Annotated in this window: 13 protein-coding genes and 1 riboswitch; of the genes, 9 read left to right on the top strand and 4 right to left on the bottom strand. The window is 66.0% G+C overall.

The features are described 5' to 3' along the window. On the bottom strand, nucleotides 1-494 hold a 494-nt coding region (locus Y705_RS16720; RefSeq protein WP_049822139.1), incomplete at its 3' end, for a DUF427 domain-containing protein. 91 nt (nucleotides 495-585) lie between these two features. Here Y705_RS16720 and Y705_RS0102205 point away from each other — a divergent pair. The 8 genes from Y705_RS0102205 to mmsB all read left to right on the top strand — a co-directional run bounded on the left by Y705_RS0102205 (nucleotide 586) and on the right by mmsB (nucleotide 10,659). Next, a complete protein-coding gene (locus Y705_RS0102205) occupies nucleotides 586-1,392 on the top strand; it encodes a carbon-nitrogen hydrolase family protein (RefSeq protein ID WP_026531671.1) in 807 nt (268 codons plus the stop codon). Between the two features lie 113 nt (nucleotides 1,393-1,505). After that, nucleotides 1,506-2,561, top strand: a complete 1,056-nt coding sequence (locus Y705_RS0102200; RefSeq protein ID WP_253908448.1) for a LacI family DNA-binding transcriptional regulator — start codon at nucleotides 1,506-1,508, stop codon at nucleotides 2,559-2,561. Nucleotides 2,562-2,727: 166 nt separating this feature from the next. Then, nucleotides 2,728-4,416, top strand: coding sequence for a ribulokinase (gene araB / locus Y705_RS0102195; RefSeq protein ID WP_026531669.1), 1,689 nt, complete (start codon nucleotides 2,728-2,730; stop codon nucleotides 4,414-4,416). Further along, entirely contained in the window at nucleotides 4,413-5,126 is a 714-nt protein-coding gene (locus tag Y705_RS0102190; RefSeq protein WP_026531668.1) for an L-ribulose-5-phosphate 4-epimerase, read from the top strand. The genes araB and Y705_RS0102190 overlap by 4 nt, the downstream gene beginning before the upstream one ends. Further along, entirely contained in the window at nucleotides 5,123-6,637 is a 1,515-nt protein-coding gene (gene araA / locus Y705_RS0102185) for an L-arabinose isomerase (RefSeq protein WP_026531667.1), read from the top strand. Before Y705_RS0102190 ends, araA begins: the two co-directional genes overlap by 4 nt. A 59-nt stretch (nucleotides 6,638-6,696) precedes the next feature. Further along, nucleotides 6,697-7,809 carry a multiple monosaccharide ABC transporter substrate-binding protein gene (chvE, locus tag Y705_RS0102180; protein WP_026531666.1) on the top strand — a complete coding sequence of 371 codons (1,113 nt, stop codon included), beginning with the start codon at nucleotides 6,697-6,699 and terminating at the stop codon, nucleotides 7,807-7,809. 114 nt (nucleotides 7,810-7,923) lie between these two features. Beyond that, complete coding sequence (gene mmsA / locus Y705_RS0102175) at nucleotides 7,924-9,453, top strand: multiple monosaccharide ABC transporter ATP-binding protein (protein ID WP_026531665.1); 1,530 nt, start codon at nucleotides 7,924-7,926, stop codon at nucleotides 9,451-9,453. Between the two features lie 6 nt (nucleotides 9,454-9,459). Continuing rightward, on the top strand, nucleotides 9,460-10,659 hold the full coding sequence (gene mmsB / locus Y705_RS0102170; RefSeq protein WP_026531664.1) for a multiple monosaccharide ABC transporter permease: 1,200 nt from the start codon (nucleotides 9,460-9,462) through the stop codon (nucleotides 10,657-10,659). Between the two features lie 70 nt (nucleotides 10,660-10,729). Here mmsB and Y705_RS0102165 read toward each other — a convergent pair whose 3' ends face one another. Together Y705_RS0102165 and Y705_RS16715 are read right to left on the bottom strand one after the other, a co-directional pair. Beyond that, nucleotides 10,730-11,242, bottom strand: a complete 513-nt coding sequence (locus Y705_RS0102165; protein ID WP_026531663.1) for a CoA-binding protein — start codon at nucleotides 11,240-11,242, stop codon at nucleotides 10,730-10,732. Next, a complete protein-coding gene (locus tag Y705_RS16715) occupies nucleotides 11,239-12,630 on the bottom strand; it encodes an O-acetylhomoserine aminocarboxypropyltransferase/cysteine synthase family protein (RefSeq protein ID WP_049822138.1) in 1,392 nt (463 codons plus the stop codon). The genes Y705_RS0102165 and Y705_RS16715 overlap by 4 nt, the downstream gene beginning before the upstream one ends. 5 nt (nucleotides 12,631-12,635) lie before the next feature. Beyond that, nucleotides 12,636-12,741, bottom strand: a riboswitch (SAM riboswitch). Between the two features lie 102 nt (nucleotides 12,742-12,843). Here Y705_RS16715 and Y705_RS0102155 point away from each other — a divergent pair. Then, complete coding sequence (locus Y705_RS0102155; protein WP_026531662.1) at nucleotides 12,844-13,083, top strand: hypothetical protein; 240 nt, start codon at nucleotides 12,844-12,846, stop codon at nucleotides 13,081-13,083. Nucleotides 13,084-13,106: 23 nt separating this feature from the next. Here the strand turns inward: Y705_RS0102155 and acs are convergent. Further along, on the bottom strand, nucleotides 13,107-14,950 hold a 1,844-nt coding region (gene acs, locus Y705_RS16710; protein ID WP_081737704.1), incomplete at its 5' end, for an acetate--CoA ligase.

The raw sequence follows: 14,950 nt of genomic DNA, 5'->3' as shown, positions 1-14,950 counted from the left end.
TACCAGCCCCACGTGCCGGGTGATCCCTTGAACGGGCCCACGATGCGGTCGGTGATCCAGCCCCCGTAGAAGTCGCCGTCCTGTGCCCGCACGGTTTCGCCGTCGACCTCGCAGCTGTCCATCCTGCTCGGGTAGACGGCGGCACGTGTGGCCAGTTCCTCGTAGCCGCGCACCGGTCGCGGGTAGCTCCAGGCTCCGCGCGGGACATGGGAAGCGCCAGCGACGACGTCGAAGTACGCAGCCTCCCCCTTGAACTCGCAGAAGGTGGTGCCTCCGGCAGGGACCACCGCGCCGGGCGTGAAATCGGCCAGCGGCAGGTAGAAGACCGGAGGGTGACTGGTTTCGAGCACCCGGACGGCGCCGGTGGTCTCGGCGACGACAACTCCTCCGAGGCGCACCACGACACGGCCGATCACCTGCTCGATCCGTGGCGGGCGGGGGTAGTCCCACACGCTTTCCTGACCGGGGCCGGGGATGATCCGCGTCTTTTTCATGACGCAACCGTAACAACCGCAGCTGGAGGGAAAGTTGCGACAGTTCGGTAGGCTGGAATGGAACGTTCCCGGCGGAGTTAGGGCGGCACGAATGTTGGTCAGCGTAGGACAGTTTCGACCAGGCGGGGACACCGCCGCGAATCTCGAGGTGATGCGCGGCCTCGCTGCGGAGGCGAGCGCAGCGGGGTCGGAGCTCATCGTCTTTCCCGAGGAATCGATGTTCTCGATCGGGAAGGTCGAGGGTTCGCTGCAGGCGGCGGTCGATGCCAACTGGACCGTCTTCGTCCAGCAGCTGTCCTTTCTTGCCGCCCAGCACGACATCGCCGTGGTGGCCGGCGGTTACGAGTCCAGTGGTGAGGAGCGCCCGTTCAACACACTCGTCCTGATCGATCGAACCGGCCGGATCGCCGACACCTACCGGAAACTGCACCTCTACGACGCCTTCAGCTACCAGGAGTCCCACCGGATCAAACCGGGTGACGGCGGTATCAAGGTGGTGCCGGTCGGCGACATGTCGGTGGGCCTCATGACCTGTTATGACGTCCGGTTCCCCGAACAGGCCCGGGCGCTCACCGACGCCGGAGCCGATCTCATCTGCGTCCCCGCAGCCTGGTTCAAGGGCGAACACAAGGTGGAGCACTGGGAAACGCTGCTGAGGGCGCGGGCCATCGAGAACACGGTGTGGGTGGCCGCCGCCGGAACCTCGAGCGCACATACGATCGGCCACTCCGCCATCCTCGATCCGATGGGTGTTGCGCACGTGTACCTCGGGGACGAGGAGCGCGGAGTGGTCACCACCGAGGTGACCCGCCGCAGGGTCGACGACGTCCGCGAGTTCCTGCCCGTCCTGCACAACCGGCGCTTCGCCCGCAACAGCGAGATCGTCGAGCCGCACTGACGGGCCCGCCGTGACTCCGCTGCCTCCGCCCTGGTCGCCCGCCGCCGCCTCCCGCGTGTTGCTATCCCCGGCGCAGCGACCGTGGGCTCCCGCTGTGCAGTAGCGTTCGGTGGGTGATAAGCACTCCCGGCGGAACCCGGAACGATGACGCTTCCCCTCCCGCACCTGTCCGCGCACCCAACATCCGCGATGTCGCGCGGTTGGCGGGGGTGTCCCACCAGACTGTCTCCCGGGTGCTCAACGGGCATGCCAGCCTGCGGGAAACCACCCGGCAAAAGGTGGTGGACGCCATGGAGGAGTTGCAGTTCCGACCGAACCGCGCCGCCCGCGCACTCGTCACCAGCAAATCCCGCACCATCGGTGTCCTCGCCTCGAACAGCTCTGAATACGGCCCCGCCGCGAGCCTCCAGGCGATCGGCACCGCTGCACGGGATGCCGGCTACACCCTCGACACCGCCTACCTGGAAACCTCGGACCGCCCGGCCATCATCGACGCACTCGATCGGCTGGTGGGGCACGCGGTGGAGGGTTTGATCATCCTCGCGCCGCAGTCACGCAGCCTGGACATGATCGCGGAGCTCTCCATCACCCTGCCGTTCGTGACCGTTCATTCGACGGGGGGTCTCGACGACCACCGCTTGTCGGTGGACCAGACCGCGGGAGCAGTGCTTGCGACGCGGCATCTGCTGGAACTGGGCCACCGACGGATCGTCCATGTGGCAGGACCCGACGGCTGGGTGGAGACAGCGGCGCGCCAGCGGGGTTTCCAGGAGGAAATGACCGCATGGGGAGTGGAGCCGCCGCCCCCCGTCCACGGCGACTGGACAGCGGAGTCCGGTTATGCGGCGGGCCGACGGATCCTTTGCGAGAACGACGTGACGGCAGTGTTCTCCTCGAACGACCAGATGGCGCTCGGGGTACTCCATGCCTGCCGCGACGCCGGACTCGAGGTGCCCGGAAACCTCAGCGTGGTGGGGTTCGATGACATCCCCGAGGCTGCACACTACTGGCCGCCGCTCACCACGGTGCGGCAGGACTTCGCGGAATTGGGGCGGCGGTGCGTGGCGCTGCTCGTGGCGGCCCTTGCGGGGAACGCACCTGAGCACCCTCATGACGTGCTTCCGGAACTGGTCGTGCGGCAATCGACGGAGCCACCACGGCCGGGCTGATCGCCGATAACGCAGCAGGAACAGCAGGGCCGTTGACAAGGTGCGCGGATGGGTGCGTAAATGGAAGCCGCAATGTTACCGTTCACATTCACCACAGGTTTGAACTGACGTTCCCGCCCGTTGCGGCGCCCGTGTACTGAACCAAAGAAGACGAAGAGGTCCTTTCGTGAGCAAGCCAGCCCCCGGCGAGCAGTACGTCATAGGCGCCGACTACGGCACCCTGTCGGGGCGCGCCGTCGTCGTCCGGGTATCCGACGGTGCCGAACTGGGGTCGTCGCTCCTCGAGTACCCGCATGCCGTCATGGACGTGCGACTGGCTGCGACAGGCGAGGTGCTGCCGCCCGAGTGGGCGCTACAGGTCCCCTCGGACTACGTCGAGGTACTTCGTACTGCCGTTCCGGCAGCCGTGAAGGATGCAGGCATTCCGGCGGAGAACGTCATCGGGATCGCCACTGACTTCACGGCCTGCACCATGGTGCCCACGCTCGCCGACGGCACGCCGCTCAACGAGGTGCCGGGGATGGAGGGCCGCCCCCACGCGTATGTGAAGCTGTGGAAGCACCATGCCGCGCAGGGCCAGGCCAACCGCATCAACACCCTTGCGACGGAGCGCCGGGAATCCTGGCTGCCGCGCTATGGCGGGCTGATCTCCAGCGAATGGGAGTTCGCGAAGGGTCTTCAGCTCCTTGAGGAGGACCCGGAGCTCTACGCCAGGATGGACCACTGGGTGGAGGCGGCGGACTGGATCGTCTGGCAGCTGACCGGGACGTATGTCCGCAATGCCTGCACCGCCGGCTACAAGGGGATCTACCAGGACGGCGCCTACCCCTCCGAGGAGTTCCTCGCTGCGCTGAACCCCGACTTCGCCTCCTTCGCCAGGGACAAGGTGGAGCACAGCATCGGTGCGCTCGCTTCGCGTGCCGGCACGCTGACCGAGGAAGCAGCAGGCTGGACGGGGCTGCCCGCCGGGATCGCCGTCGCCGTCGGCAATGTGGACGCCCACGTCACCGCTCCCGCCGCCCAGGCGACGGGTCCGGGCCAGATGGTTGCGATCATGGGCACGTCCACCTGCCACGTGATGAACTCGGACGTCCTGCGGGAGGTACCCGGGATGTGCGGGGTGGTGGACGGCGGGATCGTCGAGGGTGCCTATGGCTATGAGGCCGGGCAGTCGGGGGTGGGTGACATCTTCGCCTGGTTCGTGGCCAACCAGGTTCCAGGTGAGATCCACGACGCGGCAGCCGCCGCCGGCCAGAGCGTGCACGAGTACCTGACCGATCAGGCAAAGGACGAGCCCGTGGGAGCCCACGGCCTGGTTGCTCTTGACTGGCACTCGGGCAACCGTTCCGTGCTGGTGGACCACGAGCTGTCCGGCGTCGTCGTCGGCCTGACGCTTGCTACGAAACCCCACGAGATCTACCGCGCACTGTTCGAGGCGACGGCGTTCGGGACGCGGAAGATCGTGGAGGCGTTCAACGACTCCGGCGTTCCGGTCACGGAGTTCGTCGCTGCAGGCGGGCTCATCCGCAATCCCTTCCTCCTGCAGGTCTACGCCGATGTGCTGAACCTGCCCATCTCGGTGATCCGAAGCTCGCAGGGGCCGGCCCTGGGGTCCGCCATCCATGCAGCCGTCGCCGCCGGCGCATACCCGGACATCTCTTCCGCCGCCGCGGCCATGGGCAGCCTCGATCGCGCCGCTTATCGACCGGATCCGGAACGTGCTGCCGCCTACGATCTGCTGTTCCGTGAGTACAGCGCACTGCACGACTACTTCGGCCGCGGCACCAATGACGTGATGCACCGGCTCAAGGAGATGCGCCGCGCGGCCCGCAGGCAGCAGGCGGTCTCCGCATGAGCGGCTTCTCTCCCAACGTGGACGCCGCCATCGCTTCCACGCGGCAGGACGTGTCAGCGCTTCACGCCGAACTGGTGCGTTACGGCCTCGTCGTCTGGACCGGCGGCAACGTATCGGGCCGTGTTCCCGGCGCGAACCTCTTCGTCATCAAGCCGAGCGGGGTGAGCTACGACGAGCTGGCGCCCGAGAACCAGATCCTGTGCGACCTCGACGGAAACGTGATTCCCGGCACGCCGGGTTCGGAGCGGTCACCATCGAGTGACACCGCGGCCCACGCCTACGTCTACCGGAATATGCCCGACGTCGGCGGCGTGGTCCACACCCATTCCACCTATGCGGTGGCCTGGGCCGCGCGAGGGGAGCCCATTCCCTGCGTCCTCACCGCCATGGCCGACGAGTTCGGCGGGGAGATCCCGGTGGGCCCTTTCGCGATCATCGGCGACGACTCGATCGGGCGGGGCATTGTGGAGACGCTGACCAACCACCGCTCGAGGGGCGTCCTCATGAAAAGCCATGGGCCGTTCACCATCGGCAGGAACGCCCGCGACGCCGTCAAGGCCGCCGTCATGCTCGAGGACGTCGCCCGCACGGTGCACCTCTCCCGACAACTCGGCGAGCCGCTCGGTATCGAGCCGCAGCACATCGACTCACTCTTCGACCGTTACCAGAACGTGTACGGCCGGCCCTCGACACCAGGAGCCCCTGCATGAGCCCACTCAGCAGCACCCTCGAGAACTACGAAGTCTGGTTCCTCACCGGCAGCCAGGACCTCTACGGCGAGGACACGCTACGCCAGGTTGCCGAACAGTCGCAGGAGATCGTGGGCATGCTGAACGGTTCGGGGCTGCCGGTGACGGTGGTCTGGAAGCCCACCCTCAAGGACTCGGCTTCGATCCGCCGGATGGCCCTCGAAGTCAACGCCGCCGACAACGTGGTGGGCATCATCACCTGGATGCACACCTTCAGTCCAGCGAAGATGTGGATCGCCGGCCTCGACGCGCTGCGCAAACCGCTCCTCCACCTGCACACGCAGATCAACGTGGCACTGCCCTGGGCCGAGATCGACTTCGACTTCATGAACCTCAACCAGGCCGCCCACGGCGACCGGGAGTTCGGGTACATCCAGTCGCGGCTCGGCGTTCCGCGGAAGACCGTGGTGGGTCATGTCTCCAATCCCGCAGTATGCGCTCGGATCGCCTCCTGGGAACGCGCCGCCGCCGGCTGGGCTGCCGTACACGAGCTTCGCGTGGCCCGCTTCGGCGACAACATGCGCAACGTGGCGGTGACCGAGGGGGACAAGACCGAGGCCGAGCTCCGCTTCGGCGCCTCCATCAACACCTGGAGCGTCAACGACCTCGTCGAGGTGGTCGATGCGCAGCCGGACGCCCTGATCGATGACCTCGTGGCCGAGTACGAGGAGCAGTACGACGTCGCTCCCGAGCTTCGCCGCGGCGGCGACCGCCACGAGTCGCTGCGCTACGGAGCCCGCCTTGAACTGGGACTGCTGTCCTTCCTCGAGGAAGGGGGCTTCGGAGCCTTCACCACGAGCTTCGAGGACCTGGGGGGTCTCCGCCAGCTTCCGGGCCTTGCAGTGCAGCGACTCATGGCCCGCGGCTACGGTTTCGGCGCCGAGGGTGACTGGAAGACGGCGGTCCTGGTGCGGGCCGCGAAGGTCATGGGGGCAGGCCTGCCGGGCGGCGCCTCCCTGATGGAGGACTACACCTACCACCTGGTGCCGGGCGAGGAGAAGATCCTCGGCGCGCACATGCTGGAGATCTGCCCGACGCTCACCACCTCGAAGCCGTCGCTCGAGGTCCACCCGCTGGGAATCGGTGGCCGCGAGGACCCGGTCCGGCTGGTTTTCGATACCGATCCCGGCGCCGGAGTGGTGGTGGCGATGTCCGACATGCGGGACCGTTTCCGCCTGACGGCCAACGTCGTCGAGGTGGTGCCCCCGGATGCACCACTTCCGAAGCTGCCCGTAGCCCGTGCCGTCTGGAAGCCCGAGCCCGACCTCGCGACGTCGGCGGCTGCCTGGCTGAGCGCCGGAGCGGCACACCACACGGTGCTGACCACAGCCGTCGGAATGGAGGTCTTCGAGGACTTCGCGGAGATTGCCCAGACCGAGCTGCTGGTCATCAACAGCGACACATCGTTGAGGACTTTCCAGCGGGAGCTTCGCTGGAACGCCGCCTACTATAGGCTTGCGCAGAAACTCTAGTGAGAACGGTCACATCCATCCGGGCGATGATGCCCGGCACAACCGAAGGAAGCATCAGCATGAACAAGAGATTCACCACCGGCATTGCCGCGGGCGCACTCATCCTCAGCCTCACAGCCTGCGGCGGCAGCCGCGGCGGCGGAGACGCCGCGGGCGAGGGAGGGTCCAACGAGGGCGCGAAGATCGGCGTCGCCATGCCGACCCAGCAGTCCGAACGGTGGATCGCCGACGGCGAGAACGTGAAGAGCCAGCTGGAGGAGCTCGGCTACGAGGTGGACCTCCAGTACGCCAACGACGACATCCCCACCCAGGTCTCGCAGATCGAGAACATGATCAACGGAGGAGTGAAGGCCCTTGTCGTCGCCTCGATCGACGGCACCACGCTCACCAGCGTGCTCGACACCGCCGAGTCGCAGGACATCCCGGTCATCGCCTATGACCGTCTCATCAACGGGTCCGAAACCGTCGACTACTACACCACCTTCGACAACTTCGAGGTGGGCGTCCAGCAGGCCACCTCGCTGCTGATCGGGCTCGGTGTCCTGGATGAGGAAGGCAACGAGACCGGCGAGGAGGGACCGTTCAACGTCGAGCTGTTCGCGGGCAGCCCCGATGACAACAACGCCACGTTCTTCTGGGACGGTGCCATGGAAACACTTCAGCCGTACCTGGACAGCGGCGTGTTGAACGTGCCGAGCGGGCAGACGGAATTCGAGCAAGCAGCCATCCTGCGCTGGCTCCCCGACACGGCGCAGGACCGCATGGAGGACCTCCTGACCGTCGGCGGCGGCGCCCGGATCGACGGCGTACTCTCCCCCTACGACGGCCTGTCCATCGGCATCATCTCCGCTCTCACCTCGGGCGGCTACTCTCCGGACGACCTCCCCGTGGTCACCGGGCAGGACGCCGAGGTCGGTTCGGTGAAGTCGATGATCGCCGGCGAGCAGTACTCCACCATCTTCAAGGACGTGCGCGAGCTCGGTGGGCAGGCCGTCACCATGGTGGACGCCCTCATGAAGGGCGAAGAGCCCGAGGTCAACGACACCGAGACCTACGACAACGGCGAGAAGATCGTGCCGTCGTACCTGCTCGAATCGGAGATCGTCACCGTCGACAACTATGAGGAAGTCCTCGTCGACAGCGGCTACTACACAGCAGACGAACTCAAGTAGTTTCCTCCCGTCCGGGCGGCGTGGTGCGCCGCGCCGCCCGGATTCGCCTTTTCGAGGGCTCCGCAGGCACTTCGCCGAAGCCGGGCCGACTCTTCATGGAAGCGAGGCACGGCCATGGCCGAAGCCATTCTCAGGATGCGCCAGATCACCAAGACCTTCCCCGGCGTCAAGGCACTCCAGGACGTCAACCTCGACGTCGCCCGCGGGGAGGTCCACGCCATCTGCGGTGAGAACGGCGCGGGGAAGTCGACCCTGATGAAGGTGCTCTCCGGCGTCTATCCCCACGGCTCGTACGAGGGGGACATCGAATTCGACGGCTCCGTGGTGGCGTTCAAGGACATCCGTGACAGCGAAAAAGACGGCGTGGTCATCATCCACCAGGAACTGGCCCTCTCGCCGTTCCTTTCGGTCGCCGAAAACATCTTCCTGGGCAATGAGCGTTCCACGAAGGGCTTCATCGACTGGAACGAAACCAATCTCCTGGCAGCGAAGCTCCTGAAGCGCGTGGGGCTGACGCTGAACCCGGTCACCCGTGCAGGGGACATCGGTGTCGGCAAGCAGCAGCTCGTGGAGATCGCCAAGGCCCTCTCGAAGAACGTGAAACTCCTCATCCTCGACGAGCCGACCGCCGCGCTGAACGACGAGGACTCGGCACACCTGCTGGGACTGGTCCGGGGACTCCGCGACGAAGGCATCACCTGCATCATCATCAGCCACAAACTGAATGAGATCCGGGCGATCGCCGACTCCGTGACCATCCTTCGCGACGGGAAGACCATCGAGACGCTGAGCCTGCATGACGGGTCGGTCACCGAGGACCGCATCATCAAGGGCATGGTGGGCAGGGAGCTGCAGAGCCGTTATCCGCACCGGACACCCTCCATCGGCGCAGAAGTGCTGAGGATCGAGGACTGGACGGTCCACCATCCCCAGGAGCACTCGCGCATCGTCGTCGACAACGCCCACCTCCATGTCAGGGCGGGGGAGATCGTGGGTATTGCAGGGCTGATGGGAGCAGGGCGGACCGAGCTGGCCATGAGCATCTTCGGGCGGAGCTACGGCTCCAGGATCACCGGAACTCTGTACAAGAACGGCAAGGTCATCACTCCGAGGACAGTGAGTGAGGCAATCCGCCATGGGATCGCGTACGCCACGGAGGACCGGAAGAAGTATGGCCTGAACCTGATCGACGACATCAAGCGGAACGTCTCCGGTGCCGCCCTGGGCAAGCTCTCCCGACGCGGCTGGGTGGACAGTGGCCGGGAAGCGGTTGTCGCCGGCGACTACCGGAAGTCGATGAACATCAAGGCGCCGTCCGTCACCTCCATCACCGGCAAGCTTTCGGGCGGCAATCAGCAGAAAGTGGTGCTGTCGAAGTGGATGTTCGCCGACCCCGACGTCCTGATCCTCGACGAACCGACCCGGGGCATCGACGTCGGCGCGAAGTACGAGATCTACACCATCATCAATCAGCTCGCGGCCCAGGGTAAGGCGCTGATCGTCATCTCCTCCGAGCTGCCCGAACTTCTGGGCATCTGCGACCGCATCTACACGCTCGCAGAGGGCGCCATCACGGCCGAGGTTTCCATTCACGAAGCCACACCGGAGCTTCTCATGCAGCACATGACCAAGGAAAAGGACTGATTCTCAATGGCTTCGACCCTCAGCACCGCGGGACGTTTCCTCGCCAGCAGGCTCCGGCAGATCGGCATCTTCGTGGCCCTTCTGGTGATCGTCACGCTTTTCCAGGTACTCACCGGCGGGTCACTGCTGCAGCCGGACAACGTCTCCAACATCATCGTGCAGAACAGCTACATCCTGCTGCTGGCGATCGGCATGGTGATGATCATCGTCGCCGGGCACATCGACCTCTCCGTCGGATCCGTGGCGGCGTTCGTCGGCGCGATGTCGGGGATCATGGTCCAGGACTGGAGCATGCCCTGGTGGCTCGCCTTCCTGGCATCATTGGCGATCGGCGCTCTGGTGGGAGCATGGCAGGGCTTCTGGGTGGCCTATGTCGGCATTCCAGCCTTCATCGTCACCCTGGCCGGCATGCTCGTGTTCCGCGGACTCACCCAGATCGTCCTCGAGAACCAGCGCATCACCGGGTTCCCCGAGGAATACCGCCAGCTGGGCGGCGGTTTCCTGTTCCCCGGACTGTTCCCGCCGGAAACGAACATCCTTGACTGGACCACAGTGGGCCTGGGCATCCTGGCCGTGGCGCTGCTGGTGATCTCGCAGCTCCGGGGACGAGCCTCTCGAGCCAAACTGAACCTCGAGGATGAACCCAAGGCGTGGTTCTTCACCAAGCTGGTCTTCATCGCCGGAATCATCCTCGGCCTGACCTACCTCCTTGCCGGTTCACGCAGTGGAACCCCGATCGTCCTGGTGGTCCTCGGAATCCTGATCGTCGCCTACAGCGCCGTCATGAGCAACAGCGTCTTCGGCCGCCATATCTACGCCCGGGGTGGAAACCTCCAGGCCGCGCAGCTGTCCGGTATCAACACCAAGAAGATCGACTTCTACCTCTTCGTCAACATGGGTGTGCTCGCGGCACTGGCGGGCCTCATCTTCACCGGCCGCCTCAACTCCGCCGGACCGGGTGCGGGCAATCTGTTCGAACTCGACGCCATTGCTGCGGCCTTCATCGGTGGCGCCGCAGTGACGGGTGGCGTCGGCACAGTCATCGGCGCCATCACCGGCGGACTGATCATGGGTGTCCTGAACAACGGAATGTCACTGCTCGGCGTCGGAATCGACTACCAGCAGTTCATCAAGGGCATGGTGCTCCTGCTCGCCGTCGGCTTCGATGTGTTCAATAAGCGCCGTGCATCCAATGCCTTGAAGTAGGCTTGGACAGAAGTGCCGCACCGGGACCGACCCCCAACAGGCCCCGGTGCGGCCTTTTTCATCGGACTCGCTACGTAGTGATCTGCCGCTTCGACGAGATGATTCCCGTGTTGAACCCGGCGAGATTGAGCCCGCCATGGAAGCGCGCATGCTCGATCTTGATGCAGCGGTCCATCACCACGGTCATTCCTGCTTCTTCGGCTTCCCGCGCCACGTCCTCATGCCAGGAACCGAGCTGCAGCCAGAGGGACTTCGCCCCCACGTCCCGTGCCTCGGTGAGCACCGAGGGCAGGTCATCGTGCTTGCGGAACACGTCGACGACGTCGGGCACCTCCGGCAGGTCGGCGAGCGACGCGTAGGCGGGCTGGCCGAGGATCTCCTTGGCCACCGGATTGACGAAATACAGGCGGTAGGGCGACGACGACTGCAGGTACGTCGCCACGAAGTACGAGGCGCGGGAGGGTTTGTCCGAGGCTCCCACGATCGCGATCGACCGCGCCGAGCGCAGTAGGTTCAGGCGCTCGGGCGCCGAAGGGCCTTCCCAGGTCCGCGCTGTAGGCGTCTGGTCTGTACTTGTGCTCATGCTCCAACTCCTACCGCACTGGTGCGGGACTGGTCCGGTTCGTTGTCATCCGTCGGCACCTGGGGAAGTTCCGCGTCGGTCGAGCCATCGGCGGCCTTGACGGCAATCTCCAGGGCCTGGTCGAGGTCCCACAGGATGTCCTCGAGGTCCTCGAGGCCCACGGAAATGCGCACGAGGTCCTCGGGGATGCCGGCTGCTGCCAACTGATCCGCGGAGAGTTGCTGATGGGTGGTGGAGCCGGGGTGGATCACGAGTGTCCGTGAGTCACCGACGTTCGCCAGGTGTGAGGCCAGCTGCAGCGATTCGATGAATTTCTGTCCCGCCGCACGCCCGCCCCGAACGCCGAAACTGAAGACCGATCCGGGACCATGCGGGAAATACTTCTTTGCACGGTCGTAGTGCCGATGGCTCGGAAGCCCCGCATAGTTCACGTACTCGACGCGCGGATCCGCCTGTAGCCACTCGGCGACGGCCTGGGCATTCTTCAGGTGTTCGTCGAGGCGCTGGGCGAGGGTCTCGACGCCCTGCAGCAGCTGGAAAGCGGACATCGGCGACAGCGACGGGCCGATGTCGCGCAGCTGCTCGGTACGGAGTTTCGTGAGGAAACCGTATTCGCCGAAGTTTGCCCACCACTGGATGTTGCCGTAGGAGGGCACGGGTTCGGTCATCATGGGGAATTTGCCGTTGCCCCAGTTGAAGCGGCCGCTCTCCACGATCACGCCGCCGAGCGTTGTACCGTGGCCGCCGATGAACTTGGTGGCCGAGTGGATCACGATGTCGGCGCCGTGTTCGATCGGCCGGATGAGGTAGGGCGTGCTGAGGGTGGAGTCGACGATGAGCGGCACCCCGGCGTCGTGCGCCACCTTCGCGAGCCCCTCGAGGTCGGCGATCTCACCGGACGGGTTGGCGATGACCTCGGCGTAGACGGCCTTGGTGTTGTCCTGGATGGCGGCCGCGTAGTCGGCGGGGTCCGCGCCGGGAACGAAGGTGGTCTCGATGCCGAACCTGCGCAGCGTGACGTCGAGCTGCGTCACCGTCCCGCCATAGAGCTGGGACGCCGCGACGATGTGGTCACCGGCCTGGCAGAGGGCTGCGAAGGTGATGAACTCGGCGCTCATGCCCGACGCGGTGGCGACTGCCCCGATGCCGCCCTCGAGTGAGGCGATGCGCTCCTCGAACGCGGCGACCGTGGGGTTGCCGATACGGGAGTAGATGTTGCCGTACTTCTGCAGTGCGAAGAGGTTGGCGGCGTCGTTGGTGTCCTTGAACACGAACGACGTCGTCTGGTAGATGGGCACTGCTCGTGCGCCGTGCGTCGCGTCGGGTGTCCCGCCGGCGTGGAGTGCGCGGGTACGGAAACCGAAAGTCTTCTCTGCCGTCGAACTCATGAATTCCTCCATCGGCCCTGGCGGTAGCACCCTATTGCCGAGCGCTTGGAGCACGGGCCAGGGTTGCTGCGGCGTCAATGAGCCAGATCTCTCGGCCGCTCGGGATGGTCACCTTCGAGTCTGACAGGGTGCAGGGCCGACACAAAGAATGTGTCGTCCGGAGAACGTCACATTCCTCACCGGGTGGCCTTTCGCTTCCCGTACCCTTGACCGATGGAGTCGTGGCGATCAGCGGAACGCACCAGCGAACTGGCCCTGTGGCGGACCGTGTTCTGGGTGGCCGCAGTGGTGGCTGCCAGCCTCCTTCTCAGCATCTTCATGGTGCTTCGCGACCCTGGCCCGTCCGTCGGCGCGGGGTTCTACGTCCAGCAGGCAGTCCTGCTGGTACTTTCCGCTGCCTTCGCGCTCCCGGCCCTTGCGAATTGGCGCCAGGCACGGAGAGCAGCCCGGTAGCGGCGAACCTCCCTCTAAAAGTCCTACCTCTCCGCCAGCACTGCTGCGATTCCCGGGATGCAATCCTCGTTCTGCAGCGACGTGGTATCCCCGAGTGCCCCGCCCTCGTACAGCTGCGTCAGCAGGCGGCGCATGATCTTCCCGGAACGCGTCTTCGGAACGTCGTCGACCACGACGACGGCGGAGGGACGGGCGACTGCCCCGATCACCTTCGTGACATGGGCGCGCAGGTCGGAGACGACGTCCTGCGAGCGGCCGGCGCCGGGTGCCAGGACGACGAAGGCGGCGATCGCGTGCCCCGTGAGCGGATCGGCCACCGGGCACACGCCCGCCTCGGTGACGAGGGGGTGCGCCACGAGCGCCGATTCGATCTCGATGGTCGACAGCCGGTGCCCCGACACGTTGATGACGTCGTCCACGCGGCCGAGGATCCAGGTGTCGCCGTCGTCGTCGTACTTGGCACCGTCGCCCGCGAGGAACCAGCCCTGCGCCGCGAACTTCCGCCAGTAGGAATCGAGGTAGCGCTTCGGATCGCCCCAGACGGTCCGGGCCATGGCGGGGCCGTGCCGGTCCACCACGATCAGGCCCTGCACGCCGGGCGGCACGGGGTTTCCGGCGTCGTCGACGATGCGGGTGCTGACCCCGGGTAGCGCGCGCGAGGCGCAGCCCGGTTTGAAGGTTTCGTCGAGCGGGTTCGGGGAAAGGACGGTGGCACCGGTCTCGGACTGCCACCAGGTGTCCACCACCGGCACCGTTCCGCGGCCGAGGTTGGCCCGGAACCAGCGCCACGCCTCGGGATTGACGGCCTCGCCGACGGTTCCGAGGACCCGGATGCTCGAGAGGTCGTAGTTCCCGGGAACGCCGTCGGGAAACCAGCCCATGAGCGAGCGCACCAGCGTGGGCGCCGTGTAGTAGCTGGTGACGCCGTAGCGCTCGATGACCTCGAAATGGCGGCCGGGATGCGGGGTGTTGGGCGTTCCCTCGAAGATGACCTGCGTCGCGCCGTTGGAGAGCGGGCCGTAGATCTCGTAGGTGTGGGCCGTGACCCAGGCGAGGTCCGCCGTACACCAGTGGACATCCGTGGAGCGCAACGCCGGGTCGGGGTTGCTGAAAAGGTGCTCGAAGCTCCACGATGCCTGCGTGAGGTAACCGCCCGAGGTGTGCACAAGGCCCTTCGGCTTCCCCGTGGTGCCCGAGGTGTACATGATGAACAGCGGCGTCTCGGCGTCGAACGCCTCGGCCTGGTGATGCGGCGACGCGGTGTCGACGGAGTCGTGCCACCAGACATCCCGCTCCGGCGTCCACTCGATGTCCGAGCCGGTGCGGCGGATCACGAGGACATGCTCGATGGACTCCACGCCGGCGACGGCCGCGTCGGCATTCGCCTTGACCGGCACCGCCTTCCCCCGGCGGTACTGTCCGTCGGTGGTGACGAGCAGTTTCGCCCCGGTGTCCTCGACCCGGAAGCGCAGCGCCTCGGCCGAGAAGCCGCCGAAGACGAGCGAGTGGACGGCTCCGATCCGCGCACACGCCAGCGTCACCACCACCGTTTCGACGAGGACGGGGAGGTAGACGACCACGCGGTCACCCTTCCCGATACCGAGGGCCGACAGCGCATTCGCTGCACGGGCTACCTCCTCCTGCAGGTCGGAGTAGGTCACTGCGCGGCGGTCGCCGGGCTCGCCTTCGAAGAACAGGGCGGTCCTGCCGCCGTTGCCGGCAGCGACGTGCCGGTCCACACAGTTCTCGGCGACGTTGAGTCTTCCGCCGGAAAACCATGCGATTTCGGGGACGGAGAGGTCGCCGTCGGGCAGCGGCCGCGCAGGCTCGAAGCTGTGGGTCGTGTGCCATTCCTCGGCCCAGTCGT

Origin of the sequence: Arthrobacter sp. H41, from assembly GCF_000520535.1 — a bacterium.
GTDB lineage: Bacteria > Actinomycetota > Actinomycetes > Actinomycetales > Micrococcaceae > Arthrobacter_D.
The sequence above is the reverse complement of the archived record's forward strand: the minus strand, read 5'-3'. Positions and strand labels throughout refer to the sequence as shown.